This is a genomic window from Leptothermofonsia sp. ETS-13, from assembly GCF_049200465.1.
Lineage (GTDB): Bacteria > Cyanobacteriota > Cyanobacteriia > Leptolyngbyales > Leptolyngbyaceae > Leptothermofonsia.
The window spans coordinates 3,417,119-3,430,733 of the sequence record NZ_CP120836.1; the positions used below are offsets into that span (position 1 = coordinate 3,417,119).

17 protein-coding genes are annotated in these 13,615 nt (G+C 49.3%); 6 read left to right on the forward strand and 11 right to left on the reverse strand.

Annotated elements, in window-relative coordinates; all coding sequences use genetic code 11:
• Window positions 1-6 precede the first annotated feature (6 nt).
• Window positions 7-183: a hypothetical protein gene (locus P4D80_RS15445; RefSeq protein WP_421659615.1), complete on the reverse strand. Its 177-nt coding sequence runs from the start codon at window positions 181-183 to the stop codon at window positions 7-9.
• Window positions 129-278 (reverse strand): hypothetical protein, encoded by a 150-nt coding sequence (locus P4D80_RS15450; RefSeq protein ID WP_421654898.1) that lies wholly within the window; start codon window positions 276-278, stop codon window positions 129-131. The genes P4D80_RS15445 and P4D80_RS15450 overlap by 55 nt, the downstream gene beginning before the upstream one ends.
• Window positions 279-290: 12 nt before the next feature.
• On the opposite strand from P4D80_RS15450, the gene nadC reads away from it, so the two are divergent.
• Complete coding sequence (gene nadC / locus P4D80_RS15455) at window positions 291-1,157, forward strand: carboxylating nicotinate-nucleotide diphosphorylase (protein WP_421654899.1); 867 nt, start codon at window positions 291-293, stop codon at window positions 1,155-1,157.
• A 261-nt stretch (window positions 1,158-1,418) separates the two neighbouring features.
• Here the strand turns inward: nadC and P4D80_RS15460 are convergent, their stop codons facing one another.
• Window positions 1,419-2,195 carry a C39 family peptidase gene (locus tag P4D80_RS15460; RefSeq protein WP_421654900.1) on the reverse strand — a complete coding sequence of 259 codons (777 nt, stop codon included), beginning with the start codon at window positions 2,193-2,195 and terminating at the stop codon, window positions 1,419-1,421.
• 189 nt (window positions 2,196-2,384) lie between these two features.
• Between P4D80_RS15460 and argS the strand changes: the two genes are divergently transcribed.
• From argS to P4D80_RS15475, 3 genes are all read left to right on the forward strand, one after another.
• A complete protein-coding gene (argS, locus tag P4D80_RS15465; protein WP_421654901.1) occupies window positions 2,385-4,145 on the forward strand; it encodes an arginine--tRNA ligase in 1,761 nt (586 codons plus the stop codon).
• A 103-nt stretch (window positions 4,146-4,248) separates the two neighbouring features.
• Window positions 4,249-4,689: a hypothetical protein gene (locus tag P4D80_RS15470; protein WP_421654902.1), complete on the forward strand. Its 441-nt coding sequence runs from the start codon at window positions 4,249-4,251 to the stop codon at window positions 4,687-4,689.
• 95 nt (window positions 4,690-4,784) lie between these two features.
• Window positions 4,785-5,039, forward strand: a complete 255-nt coding sequence (locus P4D80_RS15475) for a hypothetical protein (protein WP_421654903.1) — start codon at window positions 4,785-4,787, stop codon at window positions 5,037-5,039.
• Between the two features lie 75 nt (window positions 5,040-5,114).
• Here the strand turns inward: P4D80_RS15475 and P4D80_RS15480 are convergent, their stop codons facing one another.
• The 6 genes from P4D80_RS15480 to P4D80_RS15505 all read right to left on the reverse strand — a co-directional run bounded on the left by P4D80_RS15480 (window position 5,115) and on the right by P4D80_RS15505 (window position 10,004).
• Window positions 5,115-6,896: a ribonuclease catalytic domain-containing protein gene (locus P4D80_RS15480; RefSeq protein ID WP_421654904.1), complete on the reverse strand. Its 1,782-nt coding sequence runs from the start codon at window positions 6,894-6,896 to the stop codon at window positions 5,115-5,117.
• A gap of 504 nt (window positions 6,897-7,400) precedes the next feature.
• Window positions 7,401-7,616 (reverse strand): 30S ribosomal protein S18, encoded by a 216-nt coding sequence (gene rpsR / locus P4D80_RS15485; RefSeq protein WP_223047631.1) that lies wholly within the window; start codon window positions 7,614-7,616, stop codon window positions 7,401-7,403.
• 215 nt (window positions 7,617-7,831) lie between these two features.
• Complete coding sequence (gene rpmG / locus P4D80_RS15490) at window positions 7,832-8,026, reverse strand: 50S ribosomal protein L33 (RefSeq protein ID WP_421654905.1); 195 nt, start codon at window positions 8,024-8,026, stop codon at window positions 7,832-7,834.
• A gap of 46 nt (window positions 8,027-8,072) precedes the next feature.
• Window positions 8,073-8,600, reverse strand: a complete 528-nt coding sequence (locus tag P4D80_RS15495) for an RDD family protein (protein WP_421654906.1) — start codon at window positions 8,598-8,600, stop codon at window positions 8,073-8,075.
• A gap of 3 nt (window positions 8,601-8,603) precedes the next feature.
• Entirely contained in the window at window positions 8,604-9,479 is an 876-nt protein-coding gene (locus P4D80_RS15500; RefSeq protein WP_421654907.1) for a low-complexity tail membrane protein, read from the reverse strand.
• Window positions 9,480-9,743: 264 nt separating this feature from the next.
• Window positions 9,744-10,004, reverse strand: a complete 261-nt coding sequence (locus P4D80_RS15505; RefSeq protein ID WP_421654908.1) for a hypothetical protein — start codon at window positions 10,002-10,004, stop codon at window positions 9,744-9,746.
• A gap of 435 nt (window positions 10,005-10,439) precedes the next feature.
• Between P4D80_RS15505 and thrC the strand changes: the two genes are divergently transcribed.
• A complete protein-coding gene (gene thrC / locus P4D80_RS15510) occupies window positions 10,440-11,480 on the forward strand; it encodes a threonine synthase (protein WP_421659543.1) in 1,041 nt (346 codons plus the stop codon).
• 175 nt (window positions 11,481-11,655) lie between these two features.
• Here the strand turns inward: thrC and P4D80_RS15515 are convergent, their stop codons facing one another.
• Both P4D80_RS15515 and P4D80_RS15520 read right to left on the reverse strand, forming a co-directional pair.
• Window positions 11,656-11,997, reverse strand: coding sequence for an SDR family oxidoreductase (locus P4D80_RS15515; RefSeq protein WP_421654909.1), 342 nt, complete (start codon window positions 11,995-11,997; stop codon window positions 11,656-11,658).
• Window positions 11,918-12,448, reverse strand: a complete 531-nt coding sequence (locus tag P4D80_RS15520; RefSeq protein WP_421654910.1) for an SDR family oxidoreductase — start codon at window positions 12,446-12,448, stop codon at window positions 11,918-11,920. Before P4D80_RS15520 ends, P4D80_RS15515 begins: the two co-directional genes overlap by 80 nt.
• Window positions 12,449-12,844: 396 nt before the next feature.
• Here P4D80_RS15520 and ntcA point away from each other — a divergent pair, with 396 nt between their 5' ends.
• Window positions 12,845-13,516 carry a global nitrogen regulator NtcA gene (gene ntcA / locus P4D80_RS15525; protein ID WP_421654911.1) on the forward strand — a complete coding sequence of 224 codons (672 nt, stop codon included), beginning with the start codon at window positions 12,845-12,847 and terminating at the stop codon, window positions 13,514-13,516.
• Window positions 13,517-13,615: the final 99 nt, after the last annotated feature.

Below are 13,615 nucleotides of genomic sequence, written 5' to 3' on the forward strand. Positions count from 1 at the left end.
GGCCGACTAGACTTGCTGTTGGAAGGGAGTACCGCCGGGGTTGACAGGAATCTCGTCAATGCTGTGGTAATTGCCTGTAAGGTAGGCTTGAATGCGTTGGCTGAAGCCTTGAGGATTGCTGGTTGCAATTAGATCAAATGTTGATAGCGCCTCTGAAGAAAGTGCATTATACGCGCTTCGCAAGCTGCAAAATCGAGCATGCAGAGATGTTCGCTATCAGTCACGATTAGAATACGCCCGATTTGGGAATTGATTGTGTCAACCAGTAGTTTGGTCATAAATGTTGAGTGATGAGCAATTCAACCGCTGTGTTACCGCCGTTTTTGGTACTGGATCAATTATTGCAAGGCTGGCTAATGGAGGATATCGGGCGAGGCGATCGCACCACTCAGCCCCTTGCTCTTCCGGCTAATAAAGTTGGGCAAGCGAAATGGATTGCCAGAGAAACTGGAATTGTGGCTGGATTGCCAATTGCAGCCCGTGTGTTTCAGCTTCTCGATCCGCAGTTGACGCTGATCTCAAAGATCGCCGAGGGAGAGGTTTGTGAACGGGGACAAGCGATCGCATACCTGGAAGGTTCTCTGGAAGCACTGCTAATGGGGGAGCGGACTGCGTTGAATCTGACTATGCGGTTGAGCGGAATTGCGACGATGACGCGCCAGTATGTAGACCTGATTAAGGATTTACCCGCTCAATTAGTAGATACCCGTAAGACAACCCCCGGTTTGAGATTGTTGGAGAAATACGCAACACAGGTGGGGGGAGCGATGAATCACCGGATGGGGTTGGATGATGCAGTGATGATTAAGGATAACCACATCGCAGCAGCCGGGGGAATTGGGAAGGCAATCGCTCAAATTCGCGCCCATATCCCTTACCCACTCACGATTGAAGTAGAAACTGAAAACCTAGATATGGTGGAGGAGGCTATAAAGTATGGAGCGGACATTATTATGCTGGACAACATGCTACCAGAAATGATGAAACAGGCTGTTAAAATGATTCGTCAAGCAAATGAGCGGATTAAGATTGAAGCCTCTGGCAATATTACGTTAGAGACGATTCGCTCAGTAGCAAAGACCGGGGTTGACTATATTTCGAGTAGCGCTCCCGTTACACGAGCGACATGGTTGGATTTAAGTATGCGCATCGAATAATTGCTATATGCTATTTCAGTACCCCCACAGTGACGTCCCCTTTATATAGTCCTTCTACCAAAGATCCTGTTGTGGAGATTTGGAACAGAGTTCGTAATCTATTTGGAGAAAATTTGCCAGGGCTTGACGAACAATGGGATAGGGGATTCTCCTGTAGAGCGTCGCTGTTCTTAAAGCGATCGCCACAGAGAATTCAAAACCTTGCAGGGTAATGAACCTTACAGGGTAATGAGTGGATCAAAACCGGAACAGGGAAAATTACTATCCTGCTTTCTTTGAAATAAAGTGAACCCAGAAACTACCGTCGGGGATGCAAAGGTTTCTAATCATTGTGTAGGAATAGTTCACATACTTACCACTTAAATCAGTTCGGTAGCCACTGGGCGTCCACTCCCCGTAGGGATCATGAACCAGAAAACTCCTCTCGTCAAAACCAGCGAGGACTACAATGTGACCGAAGGAGGTGAAATAACCGTGGGTCACAGCGGGTTTACCATCGGCTAGCCAGGCTTGCACCTGCTCAATGGTGGCGTTGGTACGAAAGTCGTCACGGCAACCATAATTCTCCACAATAATGGCCAAATCGTGGGGGTCATGTCGGCTCAGCCCCTGATTAATGGCATAGCGGTAAAGCTCATCCTCAAACTGCCCCATTGTTGTTTTACGCCTGGCTCCCAAAAACTCCAGACACATGGCTAGAGAAGTGACATTGCAAGAACCCGTTGGATTCTCCTCGTTATCTAGCTGAGATTTATAGGGAATTGCTAATTTAACTGTTCTGGGCCTGGGTTTTGGGAACACAACGGTTCCATCTTTAATAATCTGAATATGTCCGCTAAAGGCATACCAGGTATTAAAACCTTTGAATGAGTCTTTAGCAAATGCAACTCTGACATGATCTCGCTCAATTGCAAAGGAGCTAACCTCAAATTGCTGATTTGATTCGAGTGGCTGTTTTTGCTCTTCAGGCAGTTGGGAAGACTGAATGGGCTTCTTCTTAAGCGTAGTTACGTTGAGGGTTTTGAGAACTATTGGCATCGTTGCATCCTGTAACTTTTGGTCATTTTAGCCAGAAAAAAATAGCTAAAGCGGGAGTTGTTCAACAATCGATACACGCTGTTTGCTTGTTGTCCCACCTTATTAAAGGGTTGACTTGGTTGTTAAATTAAAGAGGCCATATTGCTAGATTGTGGCTAGATCTTCTTTTCAGGCACCTCACCTATTCTCATGATTTCTACGATCACCCAACTGAAAACCCAGTTCGAAAATGCTCTGGTCGCAGCATTTGGTTCAGAGTTTGCAGAGATTGACCCCATTTTGGTGCCTGCCAGCAACCCCAGATTTGGGGATTATCAGTCTAATGTGGCGATGTCGCTCACCAAAAAGCTAGGGAAATCCCCACGGGCGATCGCAGAACAACTGGTGCAGCATCTGGATGTTGCCGATCTGTGTCAACCACCCGAAATTGCCGGACCTGGCTTTATCAACCTGACCTTGAAGCCAGAATATCTGGAAACCCAGCTTAATTCAATTCAATCAGACCCCCGTTTAGGTGTGGCACCCGTCAGTCACCCCAAACGAGTAATAGTAGACTATCCCAGCCCCAATATTGCCAAGGAAATGCATGTGGGGCATTTACGCCCTGCCGTCATTGGGGACTGTATCGCTCGGATTCTAGAATTTGTTGGGCATGATGTCCAGCGAATAAGCCACGTGGGAGACTGGGGCACTCCGTTTGGCATGTTGATTGCCCATCTGCGCACAGCCTACCCTGAAGCACTCAGCAGTACCGAAAACCTGGATTTGGGTGATCTGTCTACCTTCTACCGGGAAGCTAAGAAACGGTTTGATACGGATGCAGAATTTCGGGAGGTCGCGCGGCAGTCTGTGGTGCAGCTCCAGGCTGGCGACGAAGAAACCCTGCGTGCCTGGAGGATTGTCTGCGAACTATCGAGCCGCTCTTATCGAAAAATTTATGACCTGATGGGAATTTTGCCCTTTATTGAGCGAGGAGAATCGTTTTATAACCCCTTCCTGCCTGACGTGGTGAAGGAACTTGAGCAGCAGGGTTTGTTGGTAGAAGATGCCGGAGCCAAGTGCGTCTTTTTGGAAGGGTTTACGAATAAGGATGGTAAACCTTTGCCTTTGATTGTGCAGAAATCTGATGGTGGCTACAACTACGCTACAACTGATCTTGCGGCCATTCGTTACCGGGTGCAGGTAGACAAAGCCCAACGTGTGATTTATCCAGTGGGTGCGGAGCAAACCAATCATTTCGCTCAGATCTTTCAAGTTGGAAAACGCGCCGGGTGGATTACGGATGAGGTGGAGTTTATTCATGCTCCCTTTGGGTTGGTGTTGGGAGAAGATGGGCAGAAATTGAAAACTCGTTCGGGAGAGGCGATTCCCCTAAAAGAATTATTGGAGGAAGCGATCGCCCGCGCCCGAACGGATCTGGAAACCCGGATTCAGGAAGAAGGCCGCCAGGAGAGTGAAACATTTATTGAGAACGTCGCTCGTGTTGTGGGCATTGGTGCAGTCAAATACGCTGACCTGAGCCAGAACCGCACCAGCAACTACATCTTTAGCTATGACAAGATGCTAGCTTTGCAAGGAAACACAGCTCCCTACATGCTTTACGCCTACGTGCGTGTGCAAGGGATTAGCCGTAAAGGTCAAATTGATTTTGAACATTTGGGGTCAGATGCCCAGGTGTCTTTAAAAGAAGAGCCCGAACTGGTCCTGGCAAAACATTTACTGCAACTGAGTGAGACGCTGGCAGAAGTGGCTCAGGATCTTTTGCCAAATCGACTCTGTCAATATTTGTTTGAACTCAGTCAAAAATTTAATCAGTTCTACGATCGCTGCCCCGTCCTCCAGGCTGAAGAGCCTCTCCGCACCTCTCGACTTATTCTCTGTGACCTCACAGCCCGCACCTTGAAGCTTGGTCTATCCTTGCTTGGAATTGAGGTGTTAGAGCGGATGTAATTGGGTCTTGTATATTTTCGTGCTTTCGTGCCACTCAAAAGGTTCGCGACTATCATGGTGGCGGTCACCATCGGTATCCCCTCATTGATGAAAGAGCAGCGCTATGAACCATTCCAAACGTCCTCTGTTAAAGGGTTTGTGCCTTGCGGTCTTTGCTAGTACCGTGTGGATAGAGTTTTCCAGTCCAGCCAGGTCTCAGCAAGTTGGGCCCTGCCGTCAACTGGGCAAAGGAAATACGGTTGTCATTATCGAAGCCAGTAATGACGAGCGGATGCAGTTGGTTAACCAGGTTGTGAGCCAGCACAGCTTGAAGGGGCAATTTTGTACTTCTCGGCGAACGGGCAGAACCGTCTGGATGTCTGATCAATTAAGCAACGTAGATACAGCAGTTAAGGTTTTTGGTCACTTTAGAGCCGTGGGTTTAGTCAGCCCAGCTAGCCAGAATGGCAATGGTCAAAATGACATTCCCGTCAGCCCCTACCCTTCGATTCAGAACAGTCCTTATCCAAATGAGAGTCCCAACGGTCGGGGAGTTCGTCTTTAGTGAATGGGTGATCCCTCTTGAGTCTCGCCCTTCATCACACCGAGCGACGGCGTGATGAAGGGCGTTGCTGAATTTGGGTATGGAATAGGTACTGTATGCTCAAAACTTCGTTTCGATTCATACTGCTTTTCAGTAATGCCCTCTATTACGATTACGTTACCGGCTACAGGCTTTTGCATGGCGCACTAATTAGTGTTAGTGGCGGGTTGTGGTTCCTGATGAATCATTTCCTGGAATTGAATGAAGTCCTGGCGGGGGTTGGCGTGAAGGACTTTAATTTCCAGGCGATCGCCCGGCGAAACGGGGCGGCTAAACCGCATGGGCAACTCAATGCCCAAATCTTCCAGTAAAATCAGTCCTAAATTCTCGTGTTCTCTTAACCAGCGCAACATTAGTGCCTGCCAGACTTCATGGGCATTGCGCCGTCAAAACTCTAATCCCCAATATTTGTTGGTCTGTCGTTCCACGAGCGTCGCTTCCTGGACGGTGGTGCTGATACTCATGGTTAACTCCTTCATTTCCTCGACGGAAAAGGGAAGGGTTTCCCCACGCAGGTGGGCTTTGATTTGAAAATGGGCCAACAAATCACTGTAACGCCGGATAGGAGAGGTGACCTGGGTATAGGTATCCAGGCCCAGGCTGGCGTGCCGGGCTGGAGTAATACCCATCTCGCTGCGCGGCATACAACGACGAATGGCACAGGCACGCACCGGGCCTGCCGGAAGCAGGAGCAATTCTTCTTCCGGCGGAAGTTCGGGCTGGGGTTGGTAACGGAAGGGGAGGGGTAAGTTGTGGGTCTGCCCATAGCGGGCAGCCACTTCCCCTGCCAGAATCATCATTTCGGCAACCAGTTGGCGTGCCGGGGAGTCGTTCAGAACCTGGATGATAATTTCATCGTCAGACACTTTGATGGAAGATTCTGGCATATGAATGCTGATTGCGCCCTGGGACTGTCGCCATTCCTGTCTGCGCTTGGCCCACTGGGCGATCGCCTCTAACTCTGACTCTGCTGTTACTCCCAACTCCAGCATTTCATCCACATCTTCGTAGGTCAGTCGGTAGGTAGCTTTGATCAGACTGGGGTGAATGCGATAGTCCTGAATAGCGCCAGCTGGGTCTAGAATCACCCCAAAACTCAGCGCACAGCAAACTTTTCCTTGTACAAGGCTCATGGGTCCGGTTGCCAGTTCTGCTGGAAACATAGGCACCATACCCGTTGGCAGGTAGAGCGTTGTACTCCGTCGCCGGGCTTCTAAATCTAACTCATCTCCTGGTTCAAGCCAGCGACTGGGGTCAGCAATGTGAATCCATAACCGTTGCGTTCCATCCGGCAGGTACTCAAGACTCAACCCATCGTCAATCTCACGCGTGCTTTCGTCATCAATCGTATACACCTTCAAATGGGTCAGATCCAAACGGTCTGAATTCAAGTCAGGTGGTGGAGAGAGCAAACGTTGATGTACCACTTCCAGTACCTTTGAGGGAAACTGAACCGGGATCTGACTGCGACGCAAAAACAGGTTTTCATGGGGACTCCACAGTCCCAGATCAACCAGCAGTTGGAAGGCCGCTTCAGGGGTCTCAGGTCGTTTCAAGTGTAACAGGGTTTCCAGGGCAGGTGTCCGGTGGGTTGCATCCTCTCCCAGAGTAGCAAATCGTTCCAGTGCCTCCAGACGGGGGCGATCGCTACTCTGCCACTCAACTGCCTGCCCGGTTAATGCCTGGGCTACCCGGGATAAAAACCCATCCCATTCCAGTTGTCGCTGGGCCTCCATCTCCAGCTGGTGCTTCAGTTCAGCCACCTGAGCTTTGGGGCGGGGTTCATACCGTTCACCCTTCTGCTTAAAATACAGCCGATCTTCAGATAATAGGCAGTGGGCCGTGTAGCAAAAAACGGGACTTTGATCTGAGAAGAGCAACAGTGCCATTTCTGCCGGATCAACGGTTTCGCCTTCTTCCACCAAAAGTTCCCACGCTACCTCAAGGCTAGAAGGATCTAGATTTGCCTGGGTTGCTTTAAGAAACTGGGGAATATCGGAAGGCTTATAACCATCCCCGACCTCATAGGTAACTTGCCGGGGATGAAGAGTATGGGATTGGCCACGCTCATCTAAAACAATCCAGTGCTTTTTGCCCTCTGGACGTTCTGCAACCGCAAGGCGACGCTCACCATTGAGACGAAATTCAACAAGCGTTCCCTTCTCCATTTGGCATACGAGGGGGTAAGGGGATAGAGGGCTTCAAAGCTCCTTCAATCACCCAGGGTCCAGGAGCTTAACCAACCATCGTAGGGAACCTAGTAGTCAGTCAGAATTAATTTTAGGCATAAGTCAGGTAGCCATAATTAATTGTAAAGGGGGAGTGGGAGCTGCGCCCCCCGGCAAGGGGTTTCACCCCCTCCACCCCCGAAACTACCCTTCATTTAATTACGCCTGGTGGACGATGGCATAAGTCCAGTAACCATTGGGTTGGGGAGTGGGGAGTCGGAGGGAGCCAGAATGGTATCCGTATTCCCGCCGTGCTGTACTAGCTACTTACTTAAAACCAACAAAACCCAATTTCCAGATGTTTTTGGAGTTTTCATCCGCAAAATACAGTCTTGACAAACCACTAGTACAGCAAAACGAAAGTTTTGTTGGAGGTTAGGGGTTCCAGCCCTGCCTGGGGGCGGAGCCCCCAACCCCCATGTGCAAAGTTTAGTGTTTGCAACACTAGCCTTCCTGATTGATGAAGGGTAAGAGGGCAAGAATTCGAGCACGTTTAATTGCCTGGGTCAGGTCACGCTGTTGCTTAGCGGTTAGACCCGTAATTCGACGAGGCAAAATTTTACCCCGTTCTGTAATAAACTTACGCAGCAGGTCAACGTCTTTGTAATCGATGGGGTCCTCTGGCTTAATGGGAGATACGCGGCGACGAAAGTAGGTCATAGTCAGTGATTCAGTGTAGTCAGTTACTCAGCGGGCAGTAGTAAACGTTAGGGATGGTATCCGGTGGTTGGTGGCAGGGAAAGGAAGGGTGACGCCTCTTGGTTAAGCGATGAGATCTGTCAAATTCCCCCTTTTATTAAGGGATCGACAACGGATAGATCGGCAACGGGGCCAGTAACTTCTGACTCCCGGAGCGCTGATTGTTCAACTATCCCTTATTTAATTTCTTTATGCACCGTGTGCTTATTACAGTGCGGGCAAAACTTTTTAAGCTCTAGCCGTGCTGTGGTATTACGACGGTTTTTCATGGTTGTATAGCGGGAGACGCCGGGCGATCGCTTATTAGGGTTGGTGCGACACTCGGTACATTCCAGCGTAATAATGATGCGAACGCCTTTATTCTTAGCCATAATCCTACAAAGTCAACAAACTGGAAAGCATAGACGCAAACATCCATTATTTCATACGATGATGATGTTGCGCAAACATTTTTTTCAGCTTAATATCCAATGAGTAGCCCCGGCTGGTTTGAACTAGCATGGTGCGGGCAAAGCGATCGTGAAACGCCTGCCGATTCTCTGCGTCCAAAAGAGCGAGTCCGCAGTCAATCAGCAGGGGAATGGGAGCGACAAGAATGAATCCATTCGTTGGACTGAGGTTAACCAGCCCAATGAAAACCAGCAAGCTAGCAAATCCGGCGATCGCCTCCCGCTTGACCAGTTCCATTAACCCTGGAGTCGCCCCGTACCGGAGATCAAGGAGTCTCATATCAAATGCCCAGCACCCCAGACTTTGACCCTGATTCCTCGCTACGACCACCACACGCAACCCTAACCAAAAGAAAATAAACAGAGGAATATAAAGATTTCCTCCACCAAACAAGCTGAGGAACGAAACAGCCCCAAAATCAGTGACAAAGGCAGCTACTCGCCGCCCCAGAGGTACCCTGGGGTAATGTCGAGGCGGCCTAAATCCACCGCGCATGGCTTACAGATCCCAAACGTCTTCCTCGGAAGAAACTTCAGAACTCGTCGAGTTCCCATTGGAGGATGTCTCTGAGTCGGACTCAGGCAGGTTTTGCTTTGAGGTTTGAATTGAAGTTTCGGAGTGATTTACCTCTTTAGCATAAGCTAGATCAACTACGGGTTCTTCTGTTTTAACCAATTCAGGGCCTATTGTGTCGATTAGCTCCTGGTTTGACGTTTCTAACTCTTGGGTTGACGTTTCGACTACTGTAACCGAAGATGCAACCACGGGTGCGGGCGGCGTTTCCAGAACAATTGGAGGCAAAATTTGCGCAACCTTTATGCCAACCAGGGAAAAGCTGGATCCAATTTGTTCCAGAGGATAGGGATCCGTCGCTGCAAATACTGCATCCGAATGCAGCATGACTCCCAAAACACTTACTGGAACCTGAGTAAACAGGTTGGCGGCCAGAAAAGCAACCCCGGCCAGCATCAATCCCAAAAACCTCCATTCAGTTGGGAAATGAGCCACTGGAGTAGCAATGGGGGCAATTTGGTAAACCTGATGCAGTACAAAAATCAGTGGGATAGATACTACCCCTGCCAGGATTTGATTGCGCTGGGATTTAAACAGGGTTAACAGACGGCGTTGGTCATCGGTCAGACGTTCTGGCTTGAGCGCCACTGCGACCAGACTGAAGATGTAAAACGGACGCTGCCACTGCATCCAGAGAATGGGAACAATCCCAATTGCCGATACCAAAAACAGTTCAAGCCAGACCGGCAGGACTGGATCACCGACTGCAAAACCAAGCAAACACAGCTCCAGAAAAATTGGAACTGCTGCTAAGCCAGCCAGATGAATCCAAAGGTAAGGATCAGACCAGAAAGAGCGCATAACCAAAGACCGACGGATGAAGCCCATGCCAAGTATAGAGCTTAGACTTCTCCCAGAAATTGTTTTTTAGTGATGAGAAGCCATCCCGTTTGTTCAGGTTCAGGCCAGATCCCCCAAAGACCAGGTTCCCCAAAGACCAGAGAATGAGCTATTTATAACTGTCGCCAGGTTGCTTAAGACATTGGCTTTAGAGGGGTTGGGGACACCCCTACACCCCGTCCTAAATCTGGTGACTATAGCTACAAAACCTTGATTCACTGGGTGCTATTTATCAGCCGTGTCAGAGGGGGGTTCTGACGCCTGACGCTGCTGTTTAATTGCTTTTAGCTGCTGAAGCAGGGATTCTGTCTCTGCTTGCAGGTGCAGAAACTTCACCTGCTGGTCAAGGCGATACTGGGTTTTCATCGCCTCTAGCAGGCGAGACTGTCGAGGATCAACAGAGGAAGCCGCTTCAGGAATAGAAACCAGTGCTGTAGCGACAGATGCAGAGATGGAACGGTCTGCTGTTAATGTTTGACTGGTCATTTTTACTCACTTACACCACAAAAAGTATCTTAACCTGAACTTTACGAGAGAATGTAACCCTCTGTTACAAAAGAATAAATCAGGACTGGCCACTTTTGAAACTGGTTAATCCGAAAAAGGCTTCTGTATTACAGGACATTGAACTGAGAGGCATTGGACAAGGATCGAGGTACACTTAACGTACCTATCTCACCACAAAACCTATCTCACCACAAAGATGTAAAGTTCAGGTGAAGGAGCTCCGGATTCTAACTATGGAGTATTCCGCATTAGATTCCGATATCCAACACAGCATTTTAGTCGGCAAATGGTGGAATAGGGTTCCTTGATTTAAAGCGATCGCTAAAAACCGTGGCTGTAACCTTATCTGCTTCCCATACCTTTTCTACCGAACCCAATACCCAATTAACCTCTTCCTACCAGGGCTGGCCTGGATTGATTGAGGCTTATCGGCAATACTTGCCTGTAACTGAGCAAACTCCAGTCATTACTCTTCGTGAAGGTAACACGCCCTTGATCCCAGTGCCGGCGATCTCCGAAATCGTTGGCAAACAGGTGCAAGTCCTGGTCAAGTTTGATGGGTTGAACCCAACTGGCAGTTTCAAAGACCGGGGTATGACCCTGGCGCTCTCGAAAGCCAAAGAAGCTGGAGCACAGGCGGTAATCTGTGCCAGTACAGGTAATACCTCTGCTTCTGCCGCTGCCTATGCGGGGCGAGGAGGAATGCGGGCTTTTGTGCTGATCCCTGATGGCTATGTTGCGATGGGCAAATTGGCCCAGGCATTACTTTACGGAGCTGAGGTGCTGGCAATTCAAGGCAATTTTGATCGAGCGCTTGAAATTGTGCGGGAAATATCGGCCAGTTATCCGGTCACTCTAGTCAACTCGGTCAATCCTTACCGGTTAGAAGGACAAAAGACTGCAGCATTTGAGGTGGTCGATGTATTGGGAGATGCGCCCGATTGGCTGTGCATTCCCGTTGGCAACGCTGGAAATATTACCGCCTACTGGATGGGGTTTTGTGAGTATCACCAGCATCAACTTTGTAGCAAGCTTCCCCGCATGATGGGCTTTCAGGCCGCAGGAGCAGCCCCCCTGATTTCGGGCAAAGCGGTGGAACACCCAGAGACGCTGGCAACCGCCATCCGAATTGGTAATCCTGCCAATTGGGAACGGGCGATCGCCGTCCAGGAAGCCAGCCAGGGCACCTTTAATGCCGTTACTGATGACGAGATCCTGAATGCCTACCGTCTTCTGGCGTCCCGTGAAGGGATCTTCTGTGAACCTGCCAGCGCGGCTTCCGTAGCCGGACTCCTCAAAGTCAAAGACCAGGTTCCGCCCGGTGCCACTGTGGTTTGTGTCCTCACCGGAAACGGGTTGAAGGACCCCGATTGTGCCATCAAACACAGCAGCAGCCAGTTCAAACAGGGCATCGAACCCAGCTTGAAATCTGTTGCCCAGGCAATGGGATTTTAGAGGAGTTGTTAGTTGTTGGTTATTCGTTGTTAGTGAAGCGAGGAGAGAGGGGGAAGGGAGTGCCAGGGTAACGGGATAATAGAGCGAGGTTTCTTGACTCCATCACTTCCCCACTCCATCACTTCCCCCACTCCATTACTCCCTCACCCATCCACTCATCCACTCATCCACCCATCTACTCCTTTCGCCCTTCCGTCATTCCCATAATCTCGTAGCCTGCATCAACGTAGACGATTTGTCCGGTGATGCCACTTGCAAGGTCACTACAGAGAAAGGCAGCGGTGTTGCCCACTTCAAGCTGGGTAACAGTTCGCCGGAGGGGGGCGACGGTTTCAACATGGTGGATCATGTCCAGGATGCCGCCGACTGCCGAGGATGCTAAGGTACGAATGGGACCAGCAGAAATGGCGTTGACCCGAATGTTTTGGGGACCTAATTCAGAGGCGAGATAGCGTACATTCATCTCCAGAGCAGCCTTGGCAATTCCCATCACGTTGTAATTGGGAATTACTTTCACTCCCCCCAGGTAGGTCAGGGTAAGAACGCTGCCCCCTTCGGTCATTAGGGGGTTGGGCGGCAGCGCACAGCTTAATTAATGAGTAGGCACTAATATCCAGGGCAGCCGCAAATCCTTCTCGTGAAGTGTTTACAAAACTACCAGATAAATCTTCTTTATTGGCGAAGGCTAAACAGTGAATCAAGATATCCAACCGACCCCATTTGTCTTTGACTGCATCGAAGGTAGCTTGAATTTGAGCATCATGTTGAACGTTACAGGGAAGAAATAGGGATGGTTGAACGGGTTCTACCAGTTCAGCAAGTTTTTTGACGCGGCGTTCTTCATCGGGCAGGTAGGTAACTCCAATATTTGCCCCTGCTTTGTGGAGTTGTTGGGCAATGCCCCAGGCAATTGAACGATTGTTGGCAATGCCAGTCACCAGGGCATTTTTTCCAGTCAAATTCAACATAACTCTCTATCTTTAAGAGCAACTACTTAGGACTGCTTTATGAGAATACTCAAAGATGGAAACGGGTAGCACCTATTTTTATCAGTCCGTTCAATCATTCTGTTCCAATAATCGTGATTTCGAATAAATTGCAGGTAAGCAAATCGATTCACTCTAGCTAATATAGTCTTAAACTGCTGGAAATCGTGATTTAAGCAGTGATTGAGCAGGCTAAACCTGGGTTATGGAATCGGTTAGTCAAGGGTTATAGCCAACCAATATGTAACATCAGGCACAAAAACGTGCGGTTGAGTAAGTTTAAGTGTCCTAAGTTACAGATCTTTTAATGAGTTCACTTAACTTAGGGATTTCACCTGTTAGTTAGCTGGGCAATTCTTTGGGCACCAGGTAGGGGATATGGTAGTAACGCAAGATAAACCACTCGCATCTGTGTTCCGTCAGATGGGGGGTGGAGCATTTCCACCCATTGTTGAAACCTTTGAGCGGGGCAAAACAATCTTCTTTCCGGGTGACCCGGCAGAACGTGTCTACTTTCTTCTTAAAGGAGCAGTCAAGCTGTCCAGGGTCTATGAGGCTGGGGAAGAAATTACCGTTGCGCTGCTACGGGAGAATAGCGTGTTTGGGGTTCTTTCCTTAATCACTGGGCACAAGTCCGATCGCTTCTATCACGCAGTAGCCTTTACACCAGTTGAGTTGCTTTCGGTTCCCATTGAACAGGTGGAAAAGGCGTTAAAGGATAACCCGGACCTGTCGATGGTACTGCTGCGAGGCTTATCATCCCGGATTTTGCAGACTGAGATGATGATTGAAACTCTGGCACACCGGGATATGGGTTCCCGATTGGTGAGTTTTTTGCTGATTCTCTGTCGTGATTTTGGTGTGCCCAGCAATGATGGCATCACCATTGACCTGAAGTTGTCCCATCAGGCGATCGCAGAGGCAATTGGCTCTACTCGTGTCACGGTAACCCGTCTTTTGGGGGATCTGCGCCAGGATAAGATGATTTCCATTCACAAGAAAAAGATTACCGTCCACAATCCGGTCACTTTGAGCCAACAATTTACCTGATCAGCAACACCCACTGGTAGAAACATTGAGGTAGGCTGTAGTTGAGTTCGCTGTGATTGCGTTTGCTTTGGTGTGCTTGTGCAGGCGTGGCCGGGAGTG